The organism is Duncaniella sp., assembly GCF_029056165.1.
Taxonomy (GTDB): Bacteria; Bacteroidota; Bacteroidia; order Bacteroidales; family Muribaculaceae; genus Duncaniella.
Window position 1 is genome coordinate 21,695 of sequence record NZ_JAIDBW010000037.1, and the last position, 14,804, is coordinate 36,498.

Annotated in this window: 11 protein-coding genes and 1 pseudogene; all 12 read right to left on the reverse strand. The window is 51.8% G+C overall.

The window, feature by feature from the left end; genetic code table 11:
* Nucleotides 1-12: 12 nt before the first annotated feature.
* A complete protein-coding gene (locus tag K2G41_RS08785; protein WP_300117399.1) occupies nt 13-3,294 on the reverse strand; it encodes a TonB-dependent receptor in 3,282 nt (1,093 codons plus the stop codon).
* 425 nt (nt 3,295-3,719) lie between these two features.
* The gene (locus K2G41_RS08790; RefSeq protein ID WP_300117402.1) at nt 3,720-5,120 is read right to left on the reverse strand and encodes a HAMP domain-containing sensor histidine kinase; all 1,401 of its coding nucleotides are present in this window, start codon (nt 5,118-5,120) and stop codon (nt 3,720-3,722) included.
* 207 nt (nt 5,121-5,327) lie between these two features.
* On the reverse strand, nt 5,328-5,453 hold the full coding sequence (locus K2G41_RS12405; RefSeq protein WP_366145414.1) for a helix-turn-helix domain-containing protein: 126 nt from the start codon (nt 5,451-5,453) through the stop codon (nt 5,328-5,330).
* Between the two features lie 126 nt (nt 5,454-5,579).
* Nucleotides 5,580-5,939, reverse strand: a pseudogene (locus K2G41_RS12410) (response regulator); the annotation flags it as partial.
* 228 nt (nt 5,940-6,167) lie between these two features.
* Nucleotides 6,168-6,848, reverse strand: coding sequence for an ABC transporter ATP-binding protein (locus tag K2G41_RS08800; protein ID WP_300117406.1), 681 nt, complete (start codon nt 6,846-6,848; stop codon nt 6,168-6,170).
* A gap of 168 nt (nt 6,849-7,016) precedes the next feature.
* Nucleotides 7,017-9,326, reverse strand: a complete 2,310-nt coding sequence (locus K2G41_RS08805) for an ABC transporter permease (protein ID WP_300117408.1) — start codon at nt 9,324-9,326, stop codon at nt 7,017-7,019.
* 166 nt (nt 9,327-9,492) lie between these two features.
* Nucleotides 9,493-10,299, reverse strand: a complete 807-nt coding sequence (gene kdsA, locus K2G41_RS08810) for a 3-deoxy-8-phosphooctulonate synthase (RefSeq protein ID WP_300117410.1) — start codon at nt 10,297-10,299, stop codon at nt 9,493-9,495.
* A gap of 77 nt (nt 10,300-10,376) precedes the next feature.
* Nucleotides 10,377-11,090, reverse strand: coding sequence for a 16S rRNA (uracil(1498)-N(3))-methyltransferase (locus tag K2G41_RS08815; protein WP_300117412.1), 714 nt, complete (start codon nt 11,088-11,090; stop codon nt 10,377-10,379).
* Entirely contained in the window at nt 11,087-12,418 is a 1,332-nt protein-coding gene (locus K2G41_RS08820; RefSeq protein WP_300117414.1) for an MFS transporter, read from the reverse strand. The genes K2G41_RS08815 and K2G41_RS08820 overlap by 4 nt, the downstream gene beginning before the upstream one ends.
* Nucleotides 12,419-12,505: 87 nt before the next feature.
* The gene (locus tag K2G41_RS08825) at nt 12,506-13,129 is read right to left on the reverse strand and encodes a bifunctional nuclease domain-containing protein (RefSeq protein WP_300117416.1); all 624 of its coding nucleotides are present in this window, start codon (nt 13,127-13,129) and stop codon (nt 12,506-12,508) included.
* 23 nt (nt 13,130-13,152) lie between these two features.
* Entirely contained in the window at nt 13,153-14,235 is a 1,083-nt protein-coding gene (mnmA, locus tag K2G41_RS08830; RefSeq protein ID WP_300117418.1) for a tRNA 2-thiouridine(34) synthase MnmA, read from the reverse strand.
* A gap of 36 nt (nt 14,236-14,271) precedes the next feature.
* Nucleotides 14,272-14,781 (reverse strand): DoxX family protein, encoded by a 510-nt coding sequence (locus K2G41_RS08835; RefSeq protein ID WP_300117420.1) that lies wholly within the window; start codon nt 14,779-14,781, stop codon nt 14,272-14,274.
* Between the last annotated feature and the right edge of the window lie 23 nt (nt 14,782-14,804).

Sequence of the window (14,804 nt, forward strand, 5' to 3'; positions counted from 1 at the left end):
TGTTGTTGTTTTTTAGAATGTAAGATTAACTCCGAAAACAAACTGTTTGGTAAGAGGGTAATTGAGATTACCGTTCATTTCGGGATCGTAGTCCTTGAGAAGATCGCTCTTGGCAACTACAAGCGGATTAGTAAGTGTGGTATAAACACGGAGCTTACTGATGCCGGCACGCTTCATCAAGTTATCAGGAAGGGTATAGCCGAGAGTAATGTTCTTGATCTTGAAATATGAACCATCAACAAATGACAGTGCATAGTAACCTGTATAGCTCGTAAGTTCGCGGCTGTTGTTGAGTGCGGGGAAATAGTGGTTCTGATCACCAGTTGCCTCGGTCCAGTAGTCGAAGTAGGTGGGGAAGTTAGATCCGGCAGTCGGGTCGTATGCACCGAGCATTCCGTAGCTGAACATCTGACCAAAACGCCAGAACATATAGACTGAGAGATCGAAGTTCTTGTAAGTAAAGGTGTTCTTCAAGCCCATAGTCCAGTCAGGTGAGTTGTGACCGAGAACTTGATAGTCGTTTCCGCTGACGGTGTATCTGTTATCAGCGTCGTAGTGGATGAGCTGACGCTCGATCTCACCGTTAGCACCTTCGACATCCTCCCATCGGGAGTATTTACCTGCTCCGTCATGGATCATATTAGGCACATAGACCTTGAGATCACCGGGTTTGCAGCCGAATACGGCAGCATCTTCAGCTTCGGAGGTCTTCCAAGTGCCGAGGAGCTTGTAGTGATAGTAAGAGTTGACGGGGTGGCCTTTGTAATAAACGTTACCACCGTCACCGTTGGTGATATACTCCTGATCGTCAGTCATGAGTCGGGTGATTTTCTCCTTATTGGCAGTGAATGTGCCGTTGATAGTCCAAGTGAAGTCACCGGGATGACGTTCGATGAAGGGACGTGCGGTCAGAGTAAGTTCGACACCGTTGTTGAGGGTCTCACAAACATTAACGTTGGTCTTGTACTGATTTGATGCATCGTAAGCACCGTTTGTTACAGGTACGAGACGGCTATAGATCACACCGTCAGTCTTGGTGCGGTAATAGTCTGCGGTAAGCTCGATACGGTCATTAAGCACACTTGCGTCAAGACCGATATTCCAGCTCTTTGACTTTTCCCAAGTGAGCGAGAGGTTTGCGATGTTCTGGGTAAACTGGCTCGTGTTGGAGAGACCGCCACCGAGGATGGTCATACCCGGAACAAAAGATGAGAAGCTTGAATAAGGAGCGATGGAGGCAGTACCGGTGACACCGTAGCCGACACGCAGCTTGAGATTGTCGAGCCAGCTGTCTCGAAGTTTGCTCATGAAGCCCTCATCTGAGATGCGCCATCCGAGCGAGAAAGCAGGGAAGGTGTCCCAGCGGTTTCCGTCAGCGAGACGAGAAGAGCCGTCTTGGCGAACAGATACGCTTGCAAGATATTTACCGGCGTAGGAATAGTTGATACGGCCGACGAAACCGAGACCCTTCGACATGATATAGTCTGTCTGAGCGTAGGTGTTGGAGATATTTGCCTTACCCTCCGAGAGGTTATGCCAAAGATAGGTGTTTGACGAAAGGTTGGTGCCATGACCATAAACCTGAGACTGGCGGTTATGATTCCAAGATGTCACACCTGTGAGGGTGAAGTTATGGTCACGGTTGACGGTGAAATTATAGGTAAGGATGTTTTCCCACTTATAATTGGTGTAGTTGTTCTGGTCAACGTAAGCGTAAACATTGGCGTTTGTGCCCTGAGATGTGATACTGCTGGAGTTGTAGTAGAGATAAGAACCTTCACCTTGGAAGTAGTTATGAGTGTTGTAAATGAGCGATGCGTTGATACGGCTCTCCCAAGTAAGGCCCTTGAGCGGGGTTACACGAATATAAGGATTGAAGTAGATGCGTGTAACCTGATAGTTGTTGCGGTAGTTGCTGTGGTTGTTGAGCAGGAGGCTCGGAGTGTCGCTACCGGCTACAGGTGAGAGATTTACATTGCCGTTTTCATCGTAGAGCGAACCGATAGGACTCTGTTTGAGTACACCTTCGAGTTTGGCATACGCAGAGTTACGGTAGGTGTAGCTGCCCTGAAGGTTGACACCTACATCAAGCCAGTTACGCACCTTGTGATCGATACGGATATTGGTCGAGTAGATCTTGTTGTTGTCGTTGTCATATTGACCCTGCTCGTCAGAGAAGTTGAATGATAAGTATGCCTTGGTCTTCTCTGTTCCGCCACTGACTGACAACGAGTAGTTCTGTGTAATACCGGTTTTCAGCAATTCGTCAGCCCAGTCAATGGAGTTTGCACCGAGCCAAGAATCTACAGTGAGATTCGGATTGAGATCAAGCGCGCTTTGGTATGCGGAAGATGCACTGCCAAGAACGTTCATTGCATCGGTTGATCCACCACCTGCGGCAATTGCCTGTTCGCGTAGCTTGTAAAAATTACGTGAATTGTAAACCTTAGGCACTGTTGACCATCCATTTACACCAAGATAAGCATTGAAGTTAACCACTGTCTTTCCTTCTTTGCCGCTCTTTGTGGTTACGATAATGATACCATTAGCACCGGATGAACCGTAGATTGCAGTTGATGATGCATCCTTGAGCACCTCGATGCTCTCGATGTCATTGGGGTTGATGGTATTGATGTCACCGGGCATACCATCGATGATATATGTGGGATCGCCGGATGCTGTAAGTGAGCGTGTACCGCGCAGCTGTACTGTCGGAGTAGCACCTGCCTGACCTGATGAACGGGTGATATCAAGACCGGCTACTTTACCCTGAAGGGCGTCCATCGCGTTTGCGGTGGGTGAGAGGGTGATGTCATCGCCTTTAACCGAAGCGACAGCACCGGTAAGGTCACGTTTCTTAATAGTACCGTAACCGATTGTCACTACTTCGTCAAGGACGTTGGAGTCTGGCTCCATTGTGATTTCAATGTTACGGCGGTCACCAACACTTACGCTCTGAGGTTTGTAGCCAATGTAAGAGAAGTGGAGGACTGCTCCGGGACGGACGTTAAGTGTGAAGTTTCCGTCAATGTCAGTTGCGACACCAACCTTTGTGCCTTCTTCCTGAACGGATACGCCGATCATGGGATCGCCGTTTTCGTCAAGGACTGTACCGCTAACGCGATGAGAAGCTGCAACTTGTTGTGCGTCAGACGGTTGACCCCCCCTACTGTCGGCGGCCTGAGCTGTCAGGGATGCGCCTCCCATAAGGCATAGAGCAAGCACTGCACAAGCCATTTTCCTATCAACGAGGCCATTGAAGCCCGAAGAAGGGGTCTTGGGATACTTTTTCATGATGCTGTTTTTTGGTTAAAATTGAGAGTGATAAATTAAGACCACAATGAAGTCCGCTAAAGTTCCTATTTTTGAAAGGAAATTTAAGGTAAATTTGGTAAATTATGGCAAATGTATATAAAATTTTTAGATTGAGATAATGTTTTTGAAAAAAATATGAAAAAATAATCCGAAAATGGACAGTTTGTGGCTTTTTTGGAGCAATAATGCGTGTTTTTCGGTGTTTTGGTGTCCGATTCCGGATGTCCGATATTGTACGGAGACGGGGAGGGGTTAGTGTAGGGGGGCTTTTAAGTATAGAGTTTTTTAAGTATAGAGGAGAAAGTATAGAGTATAGATAAATGATTTTTCGTTTTTCGTATTGTAAGAGCGCGTTCAATGCGCCTACGTCAGGCAGTGCGTCCGCATCGGGCAATGTGCCTGTGTCAATCAATATGAGGGTGGATGTGTGGGGTAGGAAGGGTGATGGTGAAGCGTGTGTTGGTGTCGGTGGAGGTTGTTAGGGTGAGGGTCCCGCCGTTGGCTATTATGAGGCGGCGGCTGATGCTGAGTCCGATGCCAGAGCCAGTAGTTTTTGTAGTGAAGTAGGGGGTGAATATGTGTGAAGCGATGTCGGAAGGGATCGGGTCACCGTCGTTCTCAATGATGATTATTGTCCGTCCGGGTGTGGCGGTTAGGCGCAGTGTGATGTTGTGCGCGTGGGCTTCGATGGCGTTTTTGATGATGTTGAGGAGTACTTGGCGGAGTTGGTCGCGGTCGGTGGTCAGTGTTGGTTCTACGGGTAGGTCTGCGGTCGAGGTGGCTGTCGGAATGGTTGGTTCTGGCGAATGTGTGGATGAGGTTGGACCGGATATGTGGAGCTTGATAGAGGGTGCGGGCGCAGAGGTGGAGGATTCGGCGTCGGGTTGAGAGGCGAGGGCTATGGTCTGACGGAGGAAGGCGAGGAGGGGAAAGGTGGTGGGTTCAGGGGTAGGTATATGGGTCAGGGCGCGGTAGCGGGTGACGAAATCGCTGAGACCGCGGGTGGATTCGCATATAGCTTGGAGTCCATCGATGAGATTCTGATTTAGTGGTTCGGGGGTGGTTTGTTCGGGGGCGTAGCGTGTGAGGAGGGTGTCGGCGATGGAGACTACGGGGGCTATACCGTTCATGATCTCGTGGGTGAGTATGCGGCTCATTTCCATCCATGTGTTGACGTTGGCAGCTTCCAGCTGTGAGGATATGTCGTCGATGGTGATTATAATCAGCGAGGAGGGTGATAGTATGGAGTGGTTTTTTTGTATAGATGGGGAAGTGGAGAGTATAGAGGCAGGGGTGGAGGGTTCGGGTTGATGTTTGTCGGGTGATGAGGTGAAGGCTGTGGTTTTTACGGCAAGGTTGCGGACTGTAGCGTCAATTCCGGGTCGCAGTGGTGTGAGGAGGTCGGTGAGTTCGGGCCATGAGTCCGCGAGTGCATTGAGGTGGGTAATCACGCTACGGTCGAGGAGGCGCAGGGCCGAGGGGGTAGCGCGGAGAATATGGCCGGTGGGTTGGGCTATGATGACACCTGTGGAGATGTCGCGGAGGACCGTTTCATGAAATTTTTCGGCACATATTATCTGTGACCGGAGGTCGGAGAGGTTTTGGGTAATGCGGTTGAGGATGGGATTGATTTCGGGATCGGCACTGACGGGAAAACGGATGGAGGTGTCGGCATGGTCAAAGGCTTCGAGGATGAGGTTGAGCCGCCGGCGCAGACGTGTGTGGTGGAGATACAGTCGATAGCCTCCCCAGATGATGAGGAGAATCAGGAGGATGGCTGAGACTATGATGAGGCGGTGGAGCAAGGGGGGGAGTTTAGGGTTTAAAGGGGTTTAGAGGGGTTTAGAGGGGTTTAGGGTTTAGTGGGGTTTATAGGGGTTTAGATAATACCTTGTGGGATTGATTCCCCGATAGGTTGTAGGGACGCGGCGTGCCGCGTATGCCGAACCGGAGGGGGACTGAAACTGATACGGTCGTGGGAAATGATAATGCATTATGAATTACATTATCCATTAATTCAAATTGTGGCGTTTGATTTTGTTGTAGAGGGTCTGGCGGGTGATGCCGAGTTGGGTAGCGGCGGCGGAGAGGTTGCCGCCATTGTCAGCAATGGCCTCAGCGATCATGCGGCGTTCCATATCTTCGAGGGTCGGTTTGTGAGGAGCGGATGGAGGATCGGCTTTTCCGGTGAGAGATAGCCGGGAGTCTGAGGATGATCGGGAGTCGGAGTTTGATCGGGAGTCGGATGTGGGGACGGTATTGACAGCGTGGAGTAGAGTCTGGAGAAGTCGGGCATTGTCCCACGGTTTGCTGACGAAATCGATAGCACCCTCTTTCAGCCCCTGTACGGCAAGAGGCACGTCGGCGTAGGCCGTAAAGAGAACCACCGGGATGTCGGGTGACAGCCGTCGGATCTCGCTCAGCCAGTAGAGTCCCTCGTTGCCGTTGGTGACGGATGAGGCAAAGTTCATGTCGAGGAGCACACACGCCGGTTGCTCTTCGCGCAGGAGGGCAGGGATGCGCGAAGGGGATGTGGTGGTGACGACGCGGTCAAATTTAATCTCGGCAAGGAGTTTGACAGCGGCGAGAACTGAGCGGTTGTCGTCAACAACGAGGAGGGTCATTGGGGGAGGTTTAGTTTAGAGTTTAAAGTTTAGAGTTTAAGGGGTTTAAAGTTTAAAGGGTTTACTTTAGGGGTTTAAGGGTTTAGATAATACCTTATGATGATTGATCACCCAATCAGTTGTAGGGACGTGGCGTGCCGCGTATGCCATACCGGAGGGGGAATGAAACTGGTGCGGTCGCGGGAAATGACAATGCATTATGAATTATGCATTCTTCCAACTGCAAATTTATTGATTTTTCTGTACTTCACCAATGATTGTGCCGTCGAAGAGATTAATGATGCGAGAAGCGTAAGCCGCATCGCGGTCGGAATGGGTAACCATGACGATAGTCGTACCCTCGCGGTTGAGCTCGGCGAGGAGTTCCATGATCTCGCGGCCGTTGTGAGAGTCAAGGTTGCCGGTAGGCTCGTCGGCGAGGATGATGGAGGGTCGGGTGACGAGCGCGCGGGCTATGGCGACGCGCTGCTGCTGTCCGCCGGAGAGTTGCTGGGGAAGGTGGCGCGAACGGTGGCTCATATTGACCTTGGCAAGCATTTTTTCGACGCGTTTACGGCGTTCGGAGCGTTTGAGGCCGAGATAGGTTAGAGGGAGTTCGACATTGTGGGCCACATCGATCTCATCAATGAGGTTGAAACTCTGAAACACGAAGCCTATGCGACCCTTGCGGAGCTGTCCGCGCTGGCGTTCGCGCATACCTGCCACTTCTGTGCCGTCGAAGTTATACTGTCCGCCGGTAGGATTATCGAGGAGGCCGAGGATGTTGAGGAGGGTGGATTTTCCACATCCGCTGGGACCCATTATGGCTACAAATTCGCCGTCGGCTATGTTTAGGTTGATACCGTTGAGAGCCACGGTCTCGATTTCGTCTGTGCGGAAAGTCTTTGAGAGGTTGGTCGTATGGAGCATTGTTGGTTTGGGGTTTAGGGTTTAAGGAGTTTAGAGTTTAGGGGTTTAGATAATACCTTGGGGGGATTGATTCCTCGATAGGTTGTAGGGACGCGGCGTGTCGCGTATGCCGGACCGGAGGGGGAGTTGGGGCTGATGCTGGCAGGGCAATTATTATGAATTAAATGATTATGCATTAACCTTGAGTCGATTGACAGGATTCTCGTTGGCTGTTCGGAGGATGATGGAGAGGACACATGAAATCACGAGGGCAATCACGGCTATGTCGGCGAGGATATAGTAGATCCAGATATGCGGAGCAGTAACCGAGAAGTTTGACAGCAGCCATACGTGGCTCACGTAAGCGGCTAAAAGCGTGCCGATGATGGTGGCCGGGAGAGCCAGACGGAGTATGTCGGCAGTGAGAAGATTGATTATGTCGATGGACTCTGCACCGTTGACCTTGCGGATAGCTATCTCCTTGCTGCGTCGCTGCACCTCGTCGCGTGCGAATCCCACGAGTCCCATCAGTGAGATGAATATGAGGGTGACGGCGGCCATGAGGGCCGAGTCGCGGAACATGCGGACATCGGAGTAGAGTTTGACGGCACGCTTGGGCAGGCTATACATGTCAAAGCGGTTGTTGGGGAAAGTTTCGTCAAGGAAAGCTTCGAGCTGCTGACGGTTGGCGTCGAAAGGTTCTTTGAGTCTTACGGTGGCCATACCGGAAAACCTGTCCTTTGCAATGAGGACTATCGGTTTCAGGTCGTTGGTAAAACCGCCGATAATGTAGTCCTTCACCACGCCTACAATCTCAAGAGTGTCGCTATCCACGATAGTGGTTTTGCCTAAGGGATCTGCACCGAATCCTATACGACGTATAAATTCCTCGGAAACAGCAGCTTCCTTGTGTCTTTTCTTAGGTTCACGCCCTTGCAGCAGGGTTATCCCCATAATATCTATATAGTTCTCGTCGATCCAGTTGATGCGGGTGTTGAATAAGGTTGCGCCCTTGCCGTCGGTCACCATGGAACCGGAGTAGCCGCCGAGGGGATCATCTTCTGCAGCAGCGATAGCTTCAACGTATGGAAGATCAGCCACCGTGGTTTTGAACACATTCCTGTCAACATTGTAGGGGATGCCGAATGAGGCGAGATTCTTCACGCTGAAACCCATGTCGCGGTTGACAAGATCGTTATACTGCACGGCTACGACGATCAGGATGGAGCATACGAACGACACTCCTGCTATCTGAATGAAAAGCAGCGATCGTTTCCACGTGCTGTTGCGCTCGGTGAAGCGGCGGAACACCTGAGTGACCGGTATGCGGGCGAAGATACGTCCGGGGAGCAGTCCGCCGATAAGGAAGAAGAAGGCGAGCAGGCTTATGGGAAGCCACAGACGGTCAGGCGCGAAGATTTCAGCGGGAGTGAGTGTGAGCGTGCGCTCAATAAGCGGCTCGGTGACGTAGAGGATCACACCCATGAGTACTATGGAGCATAGAAGCACGATGAGAGTCTCGACGAGAAACATGGACATGATTGTCCCGCTCCCCGCACCGGAATATTTCTGGACACCTATCGATTTGGCACGACGGCTGAGCGAGGCAATGGTGATGAGGACATAGTTGAGCGTCGTCATGAGGAGTAGGGACGAACCGAGAATCCAGAGGATGAGGTTCATGCGCTTGACGGCGTCGCGGTCGAGATATGTGCGGCTGATCGGGCGGGCACTGATCACGGTCTTCACTTCGTCAGTGTCGGGGTTGTGTGACTGATACATACGGTTGAGCCGGGAGTTTATGTCGGCCTCAGTGAGATTATGGCCCGGTTTCAGTCGGAAATAGACCGGCCAGTTATCTCCACCAGCCCAATATCTCCGTCCTTCGTATTGCGGGTATGTCGGGATGGAGATCAGGGCCTTGGCACGTTTGACTGTCACATTGTCGGGATAGTCGCGGTAAACACCCCTGACTGTCATCTCCTTCTCCCGGTCAAATGTAAGGGTCTTGCCAATGGGATCATCCTTGCCGTAGAGCTGATTGGCAAGCGATTCGGAGATATAGATTGTGCCCGGTACTGTGAAATCGGCCATAGGATTTCCTTGGAGGATTTCGAGTCCCATTGTCTTGAAGTAGAGTGAATCCACGCCGAAAACGGATTCGTGGAGCAGTCTGTCGCCATCGAAGAGGTCGGGCAGGCCGATATGGCCGGTAGCCGTTGCGCTTATAAGGTCGTCGCCGAGGGCTTCGATAGCTCCTTCAGCAAGTCTGCCGGGACAACTGCTGAATGGACCGAGCGTCTCACCGTTGATTTCGTATGACATCCATATCTGATAAAGGTTGTCGCGGTCGGGGAAACACTTGTCGTAGCTGTAGTTGGCATTTAGACGACAGAACACGAGGATACTCGCAAGGAGACCTATGGCCACCGAGATAACCTTGATGGCGTTAGCTCCTTTCTGAGAGGACATGGAGTGGAGGATGTAATAGAGTTTCACTGTGGTGAATGGCTTTGAAGTGAGGAATAGAAAAAATTTTTTACATTGCAAAGATAGTGGCTGAATTTGCAGATTTTAGATAAAACAAAGAGCAACAGGTGATTAACCTGCTGCTCGAAAAACAAGAGTGTAAAGTTTTTTGACAGTTCGGCTTTTCCGGCATCTGTCAGAGTGTGTTGACGGCCTGACGGATGATGCTCAGGCGCCGCAGGAGTTCGGGTATGCGGTCAAGGGGCAGCATGTTCGCGCCGTCGCTCTTGGCCCGTGAGGGTTCGGGATGAGTCTCCATGAAAAGACCATCGACACCCACGGCCACGCCCGCGCGGGCTATGGTCTCGATGAGGTCGGGCCGCCCTCCTGTCACTCCTGCCGACTGATTCGGCTGCTGTAGCGAGTGGGTGACATCGAGGATCACCGGTGCGCCGAAGCTCTGCATCTCAGGTATGCCGCGATAATCAACGAGCAGATCCTGATAACCGAAGGTGACACCGCGCTCCGTCAGCGCAACATTGTCGTTGCCCGCGTCGCGGACTTTGCCGAGGGCAAACTGCATGGCTTCCGGCGACAGGAATTGACCTTTCTTGATGTTGACGGCCTTGCCTGTGCGCGCTGCCGCTACGAGGAGGTCGGTCTGACGGCACAGGAATGCCGGGATCTGAAGCACATCTACATATTCGGCCGCCATAAAAGCCTCTTCGGCGGTATGGATGTCGGTAACCACCGGCGTCCCGAACGTTTCGCGGACCTTTGAGAGTATGCGCAGGGCTTCGTGGTCTCCTATGCCAGTGAATGAATCGAGACGCGAACGGTTGGCCTTGCGATATGAGCCTTTGAACACGTATGGAATGCCGAGTTCAGAAGTGATTTCCACCATCTTTTCGGCAATATCGAGAGCCATTTTTTCTCCTTCGATCACGCAAGGACCGGCAAGAAGAAAAAACATCGGTTGAGAGGCATATTCAGCGAAATTCATTGTTAATATGGCGATTAGTAAATGCTGATTGGCATTATGAAGTGAATATGGCTATGGCAGAAGGGATAAATTATGCATTACGAATTATGCATTGAATCAATGACATGGCAAGCCGAAAGAGCATAGAGGGCAGCAGTCTCCGTGCGCAGGCGGTTATCGCCCAGTGTCACCGGACTGAACCCTGCGGCAAGAGTCATCTCAATTTCTGCCGGAGAGAAATCACCCTCCGGACCTATCAGTATCATAGTGTCGCGTCCGGCCTTGTATGTCTGCGCAAAATCCACACGCGGGATGGACGGATCACAGTAGGCCATCATCCTTTGTGCGTCAGGCATCATCCCCACCACCTCGCGCAGAGGGGTCATCGGCATGATCGTCGGGAGGATGGCTTTAAGGGATTGTTTCATTGCTGACACAGCGATTTTCTCAAGGCGTTCAACCTTGATCTCACGCCGCTCGCTGCGGTCACAGAGGAGTGGAATGATGGTGTTGACGCCTACCTCGGTCATCTTTTCCACGAGCCATTCCATACGGTCGAGATGTTTAGTCGGGGCCACCGCTACGGCGAGCTGCTGACTCCACGGTAAGGGCAGGGGAGAGGATGAAATGATCTCCACGGCCGCATGTTTGCGGTGGGCGTCGGCCAGACGGCACAGATAAGCCGTGCCGTGCCCGTCAATCACCTGCAGCTCGTCGCCCTCGCGCATACGCAACACCTTTACGGCATGGTGCGAGTCACTTTCGGGCAGTTCGAGGGTGGTCAGTATGTCGGGTGCGTAGAACTGTATCATGCGTCAATCATTCCGTCTGCTCCCGAATTGGTCTCGCCCAGCTCCTTGCGGATGAGTTCGGGAATTTCTTTTTTATTGGTATCTTTAAAAATAAACATGAAAAGCACGGCCACAACCAGCGCATAGGCGGCGAAGATGTACCAAGCTGTTTCCCATCCGGCGTGTTGTGCTTCCGGTGTGGTCTGGGAGAAGACGAAATGGTTCACTATGCCCTGTGCGCAGAGCGTACCGACAGTCGCGCCGATACCGTTGGTCATGATCATGAAGAGACCCTGTGCGCTGCTGCGTATGTCGGAAGTGGTCTCCTGATCGACGTAAAGACCTCCCGACACATTGAAGAAGTCAAAGGCGATACCATAGACTATGCAGGAGAGCACGAGCAGCCAGAGTCCGTCACCGGTGTTTCCGAGACCGAAGAAAGCGAAGCGTAGCACCCATGCAAACATTGACATGAGCATTACTCCCTTGATCCCGAAGCGTTTGAGGCAGAACGGAATAAGGAGTATGCACAGTGTCTCGCTCATCTGCGAGAGCGATATGAGTGCGTTGGCGTTGTGTGCGCCCCATGTATCGGCAAATTCAGCTATCTGCGAGAAAGATGTGATGAAGGCGTTTCCGTAGCTGTTGGTGATCTGTAATGACACACCGAGCAACATGCTGAATACGAAGAATATGGCCATGCGCTTCTGCTTGAACAGGCTGAAGGCTCTCAGTCCGAGTATCTCGGAAATAGAACTTTTCTCTCCTTTCCTGACTGCGCATGTCGGGAGCGAGAGGGCATAGGCTGCGAGTATGAAACTCAGGATGGCCGAAGTGATCAGCTGCCATGCGTTGGTCTGGAATTGGGTGAAGTTGACAAAGAGCATCGAGCAGATGAAACCGACTGTACCGAACACACGGATGGGTGGAAAATGTTTCACTGTGTCGAGGCCTGCTCCGGTCAGGGCATTGAAGGCCACTGAATTGCCAAGGCCGATAGTCGGCATGAAGAATGCCACGGACAGGGTGTAGAGACTGAACAGCGGCCCGAACTCAACCTGCGATGTTGTCAGACAGTAGATACCGGCGGCGGCCATGAAGCAACCGGCCAGAATGTGGCAGAGGCTCAACATACGCTGTGCCTGCACATAGCGGTCGGCTATGATACCGATGATCGCGGGCATGAAGAGCGACACGATACCTTGGACGGTGTAGAACCAACCGATCTGTTTCTCCAGACCGATGGAGTAAAGGAAATTGCCGAGAGAGATGAGGTAGGCACCCCAGACGCCGAACTCAAGAAAGTTCATGAGTGCAAGGCGCATTTCGATGGGTCGGACTTTAATCATGGCTTAGTCGCTTGCTTTTTTGTGGTATATCAAATTCCGGATTTATTGAAGGCTTATTGTAGATTCCTTATGTGGAATCAGGGGTGCTTATTGTTGTTCGCCGCGCTTGCGTTTAAGAATTTCCGATACTTTTGCGGCTTCCTCGTACTCCTCACGTTCGATAAGTTTCTGGAGGGTCTTTTCAAGCTCCTCGACGGCATAGTTTTCGAGTTTCGGTTCGCGGTTGAGACCTGTCTCACCGTCCATCTCCCCGTCTGTGGCTTCATCATCCTCTTCTCCTTCCTCCTTTATTTCCATTTCAAATCCTGTCTCGTTGAGGATTTCAGGAGTGGTGAAGATCGGTGCGCCGGTGCGCATGGCTATCGCTATGGCGTCGCTGGTGCGCGAATCTATCGTCACGGATCGTTCACCGTCCGAGAAGGTCATTTCCGATGAGAAGATACCGTCCTCGAACTTGTAGATGAACACTTCGAGCAGCTTCACGCCGAAAGCATGGGCGAAGCTGACGAAAATATCGTGTGTCATAGGGCGGGGAGGAGTGATGCTCTCCATTTTCAGAGCTATCGACTGGGCCTCGGCCGCCCCGATCACCACAGGAATGCGGTAAGGACCTCCGACCTGCGCGAGTATGAGGGCGTAGGCACCTGCCTGTATCTGGCTGTAGGACAGCCCCAGCACTTTAAGTCTTATTCTGTCGTCGTTGTCTGCCATCTGATTCGTTGTTATGTCAGTGACTATATATTGGTGATGTTGCGGCCGGTGATGATTCCGCTTCCGTAACATAATTTTGAGTCGCGGTCATAGATCACGCCGAACTGTCCGGGTGCGATACCTTGGACGGGGACGGATGATTCGATGATGTATTCCCGGCCCTCGATGCGGGTAAGCTTGGCGGGCAGGAAGTCGGGCGAATGGCGGTTCTTGAAAGTAATATCCACCTCATTGCAGTCCTCCGGCCACGGATCACACGTGATCCAGTGCATTTCGTCGAGATGGAGGAGTTTGCCATACTGCTTCTCGGTGTCGTAGCCCTGCGAGACATAGATCACGTTGTCATGGACATTCTTTTTCACCACATACCACGGTCCACCGCTCAGACCGAGACCCTTGCGCTGACCGATGGTGTGGAACCAGAATCCGCGGTGTTCGCCGAGTTTGCGTCCGGTCTCAAGCTCGATGATCGGACCGGGACGTTCGCCGAGGTGGCGGCGGATGAAGTCATTGTAATTTATCTTGCCGAGGAAACAGATCCCTTGGCTGTCGCGGCGGAATGCATTCGGCAGACGTGACTCTATGGCCAGTTCCCTGACGCGTGCCTTCGGTAGGTCACCTATCGGGAAGATGAGATGTTTGAGCTGGTCGTAGGAGATGCGGCAGAGAAAATCTGTCTGATCCTTGACGCGATCTACGCCTGTACCGAGCCATACGAGACCGTCGATCTCATGCGTGGTGGCATAGTGGCCGGTCGCTGTCTTGTCGAATTCATGACCCCAACGCTCCTCGAAGAAGCCGAACTTGATCATTTTGTTGCACATGATATCGGGGTTGGGTGTGAGACCTTCGCGCACTGTCCGCAGAGCATAGTCCATCACGTTGTCCCAATATTCCTGATGGAGCGACACGACATCAAACGGCAGACCGTAGAGACGGGCGATGTAGCTGCACATCTCAATGTCCTCCTCGGCCGAGCAGTCGCCCTCGCCGTTGTCAAGACCGATGCGTATATAGAATAGGTGAAGGTCATGGCCTTGGTCAAGCAGCCGTCTGACAGCTACCGCGCTATCCACTCCACCTGAAATCAGTACTGCTATTTTCATAGAACTGTGTTCACAATAGTTTTTTATATGACCTCATTACACGTCCTCAAGTTCCTCTTCCTCATATTTCCCTTTCTGGCCTATGAGATAGAGCGAAATGAAGTAGTCGAGCGAGATCTTGCCCGCTCCCGCGATGAGGATATAGATGTAGATACCGATAAACATTATCGGGAGATAGCCGGGATCGGTGCTGTCAAGGCCATAGACCGGCAGGTTGGGCACCATGTCATGGAGGATATAATATTCCGCAGCTATCATGGCGCATATCGGCGGGATGACGCTCAGGCGTGTCAGGAAGCCGACCATGAGAAACAGTGAGCATACAAGCTCAATGATTATCATTATGATAAGCGAGCATTCCGACGACATGTGGAGTACAGTCGGGAAGGAATCGCGGAGCAGATCATAGTTGACCAGATGGCGTATGCCGAACTGGAGCAGCATCACGCCGACAAACAGTCGCATGAACAGTCGTGCGAGGTTGGTATATGTGTAGCCTGTGAGCTTTATGAAGCAATTGACAGGGGCGGAATTGTACCAGTTCATGATTGCTTTTTCTTTTGGGAATA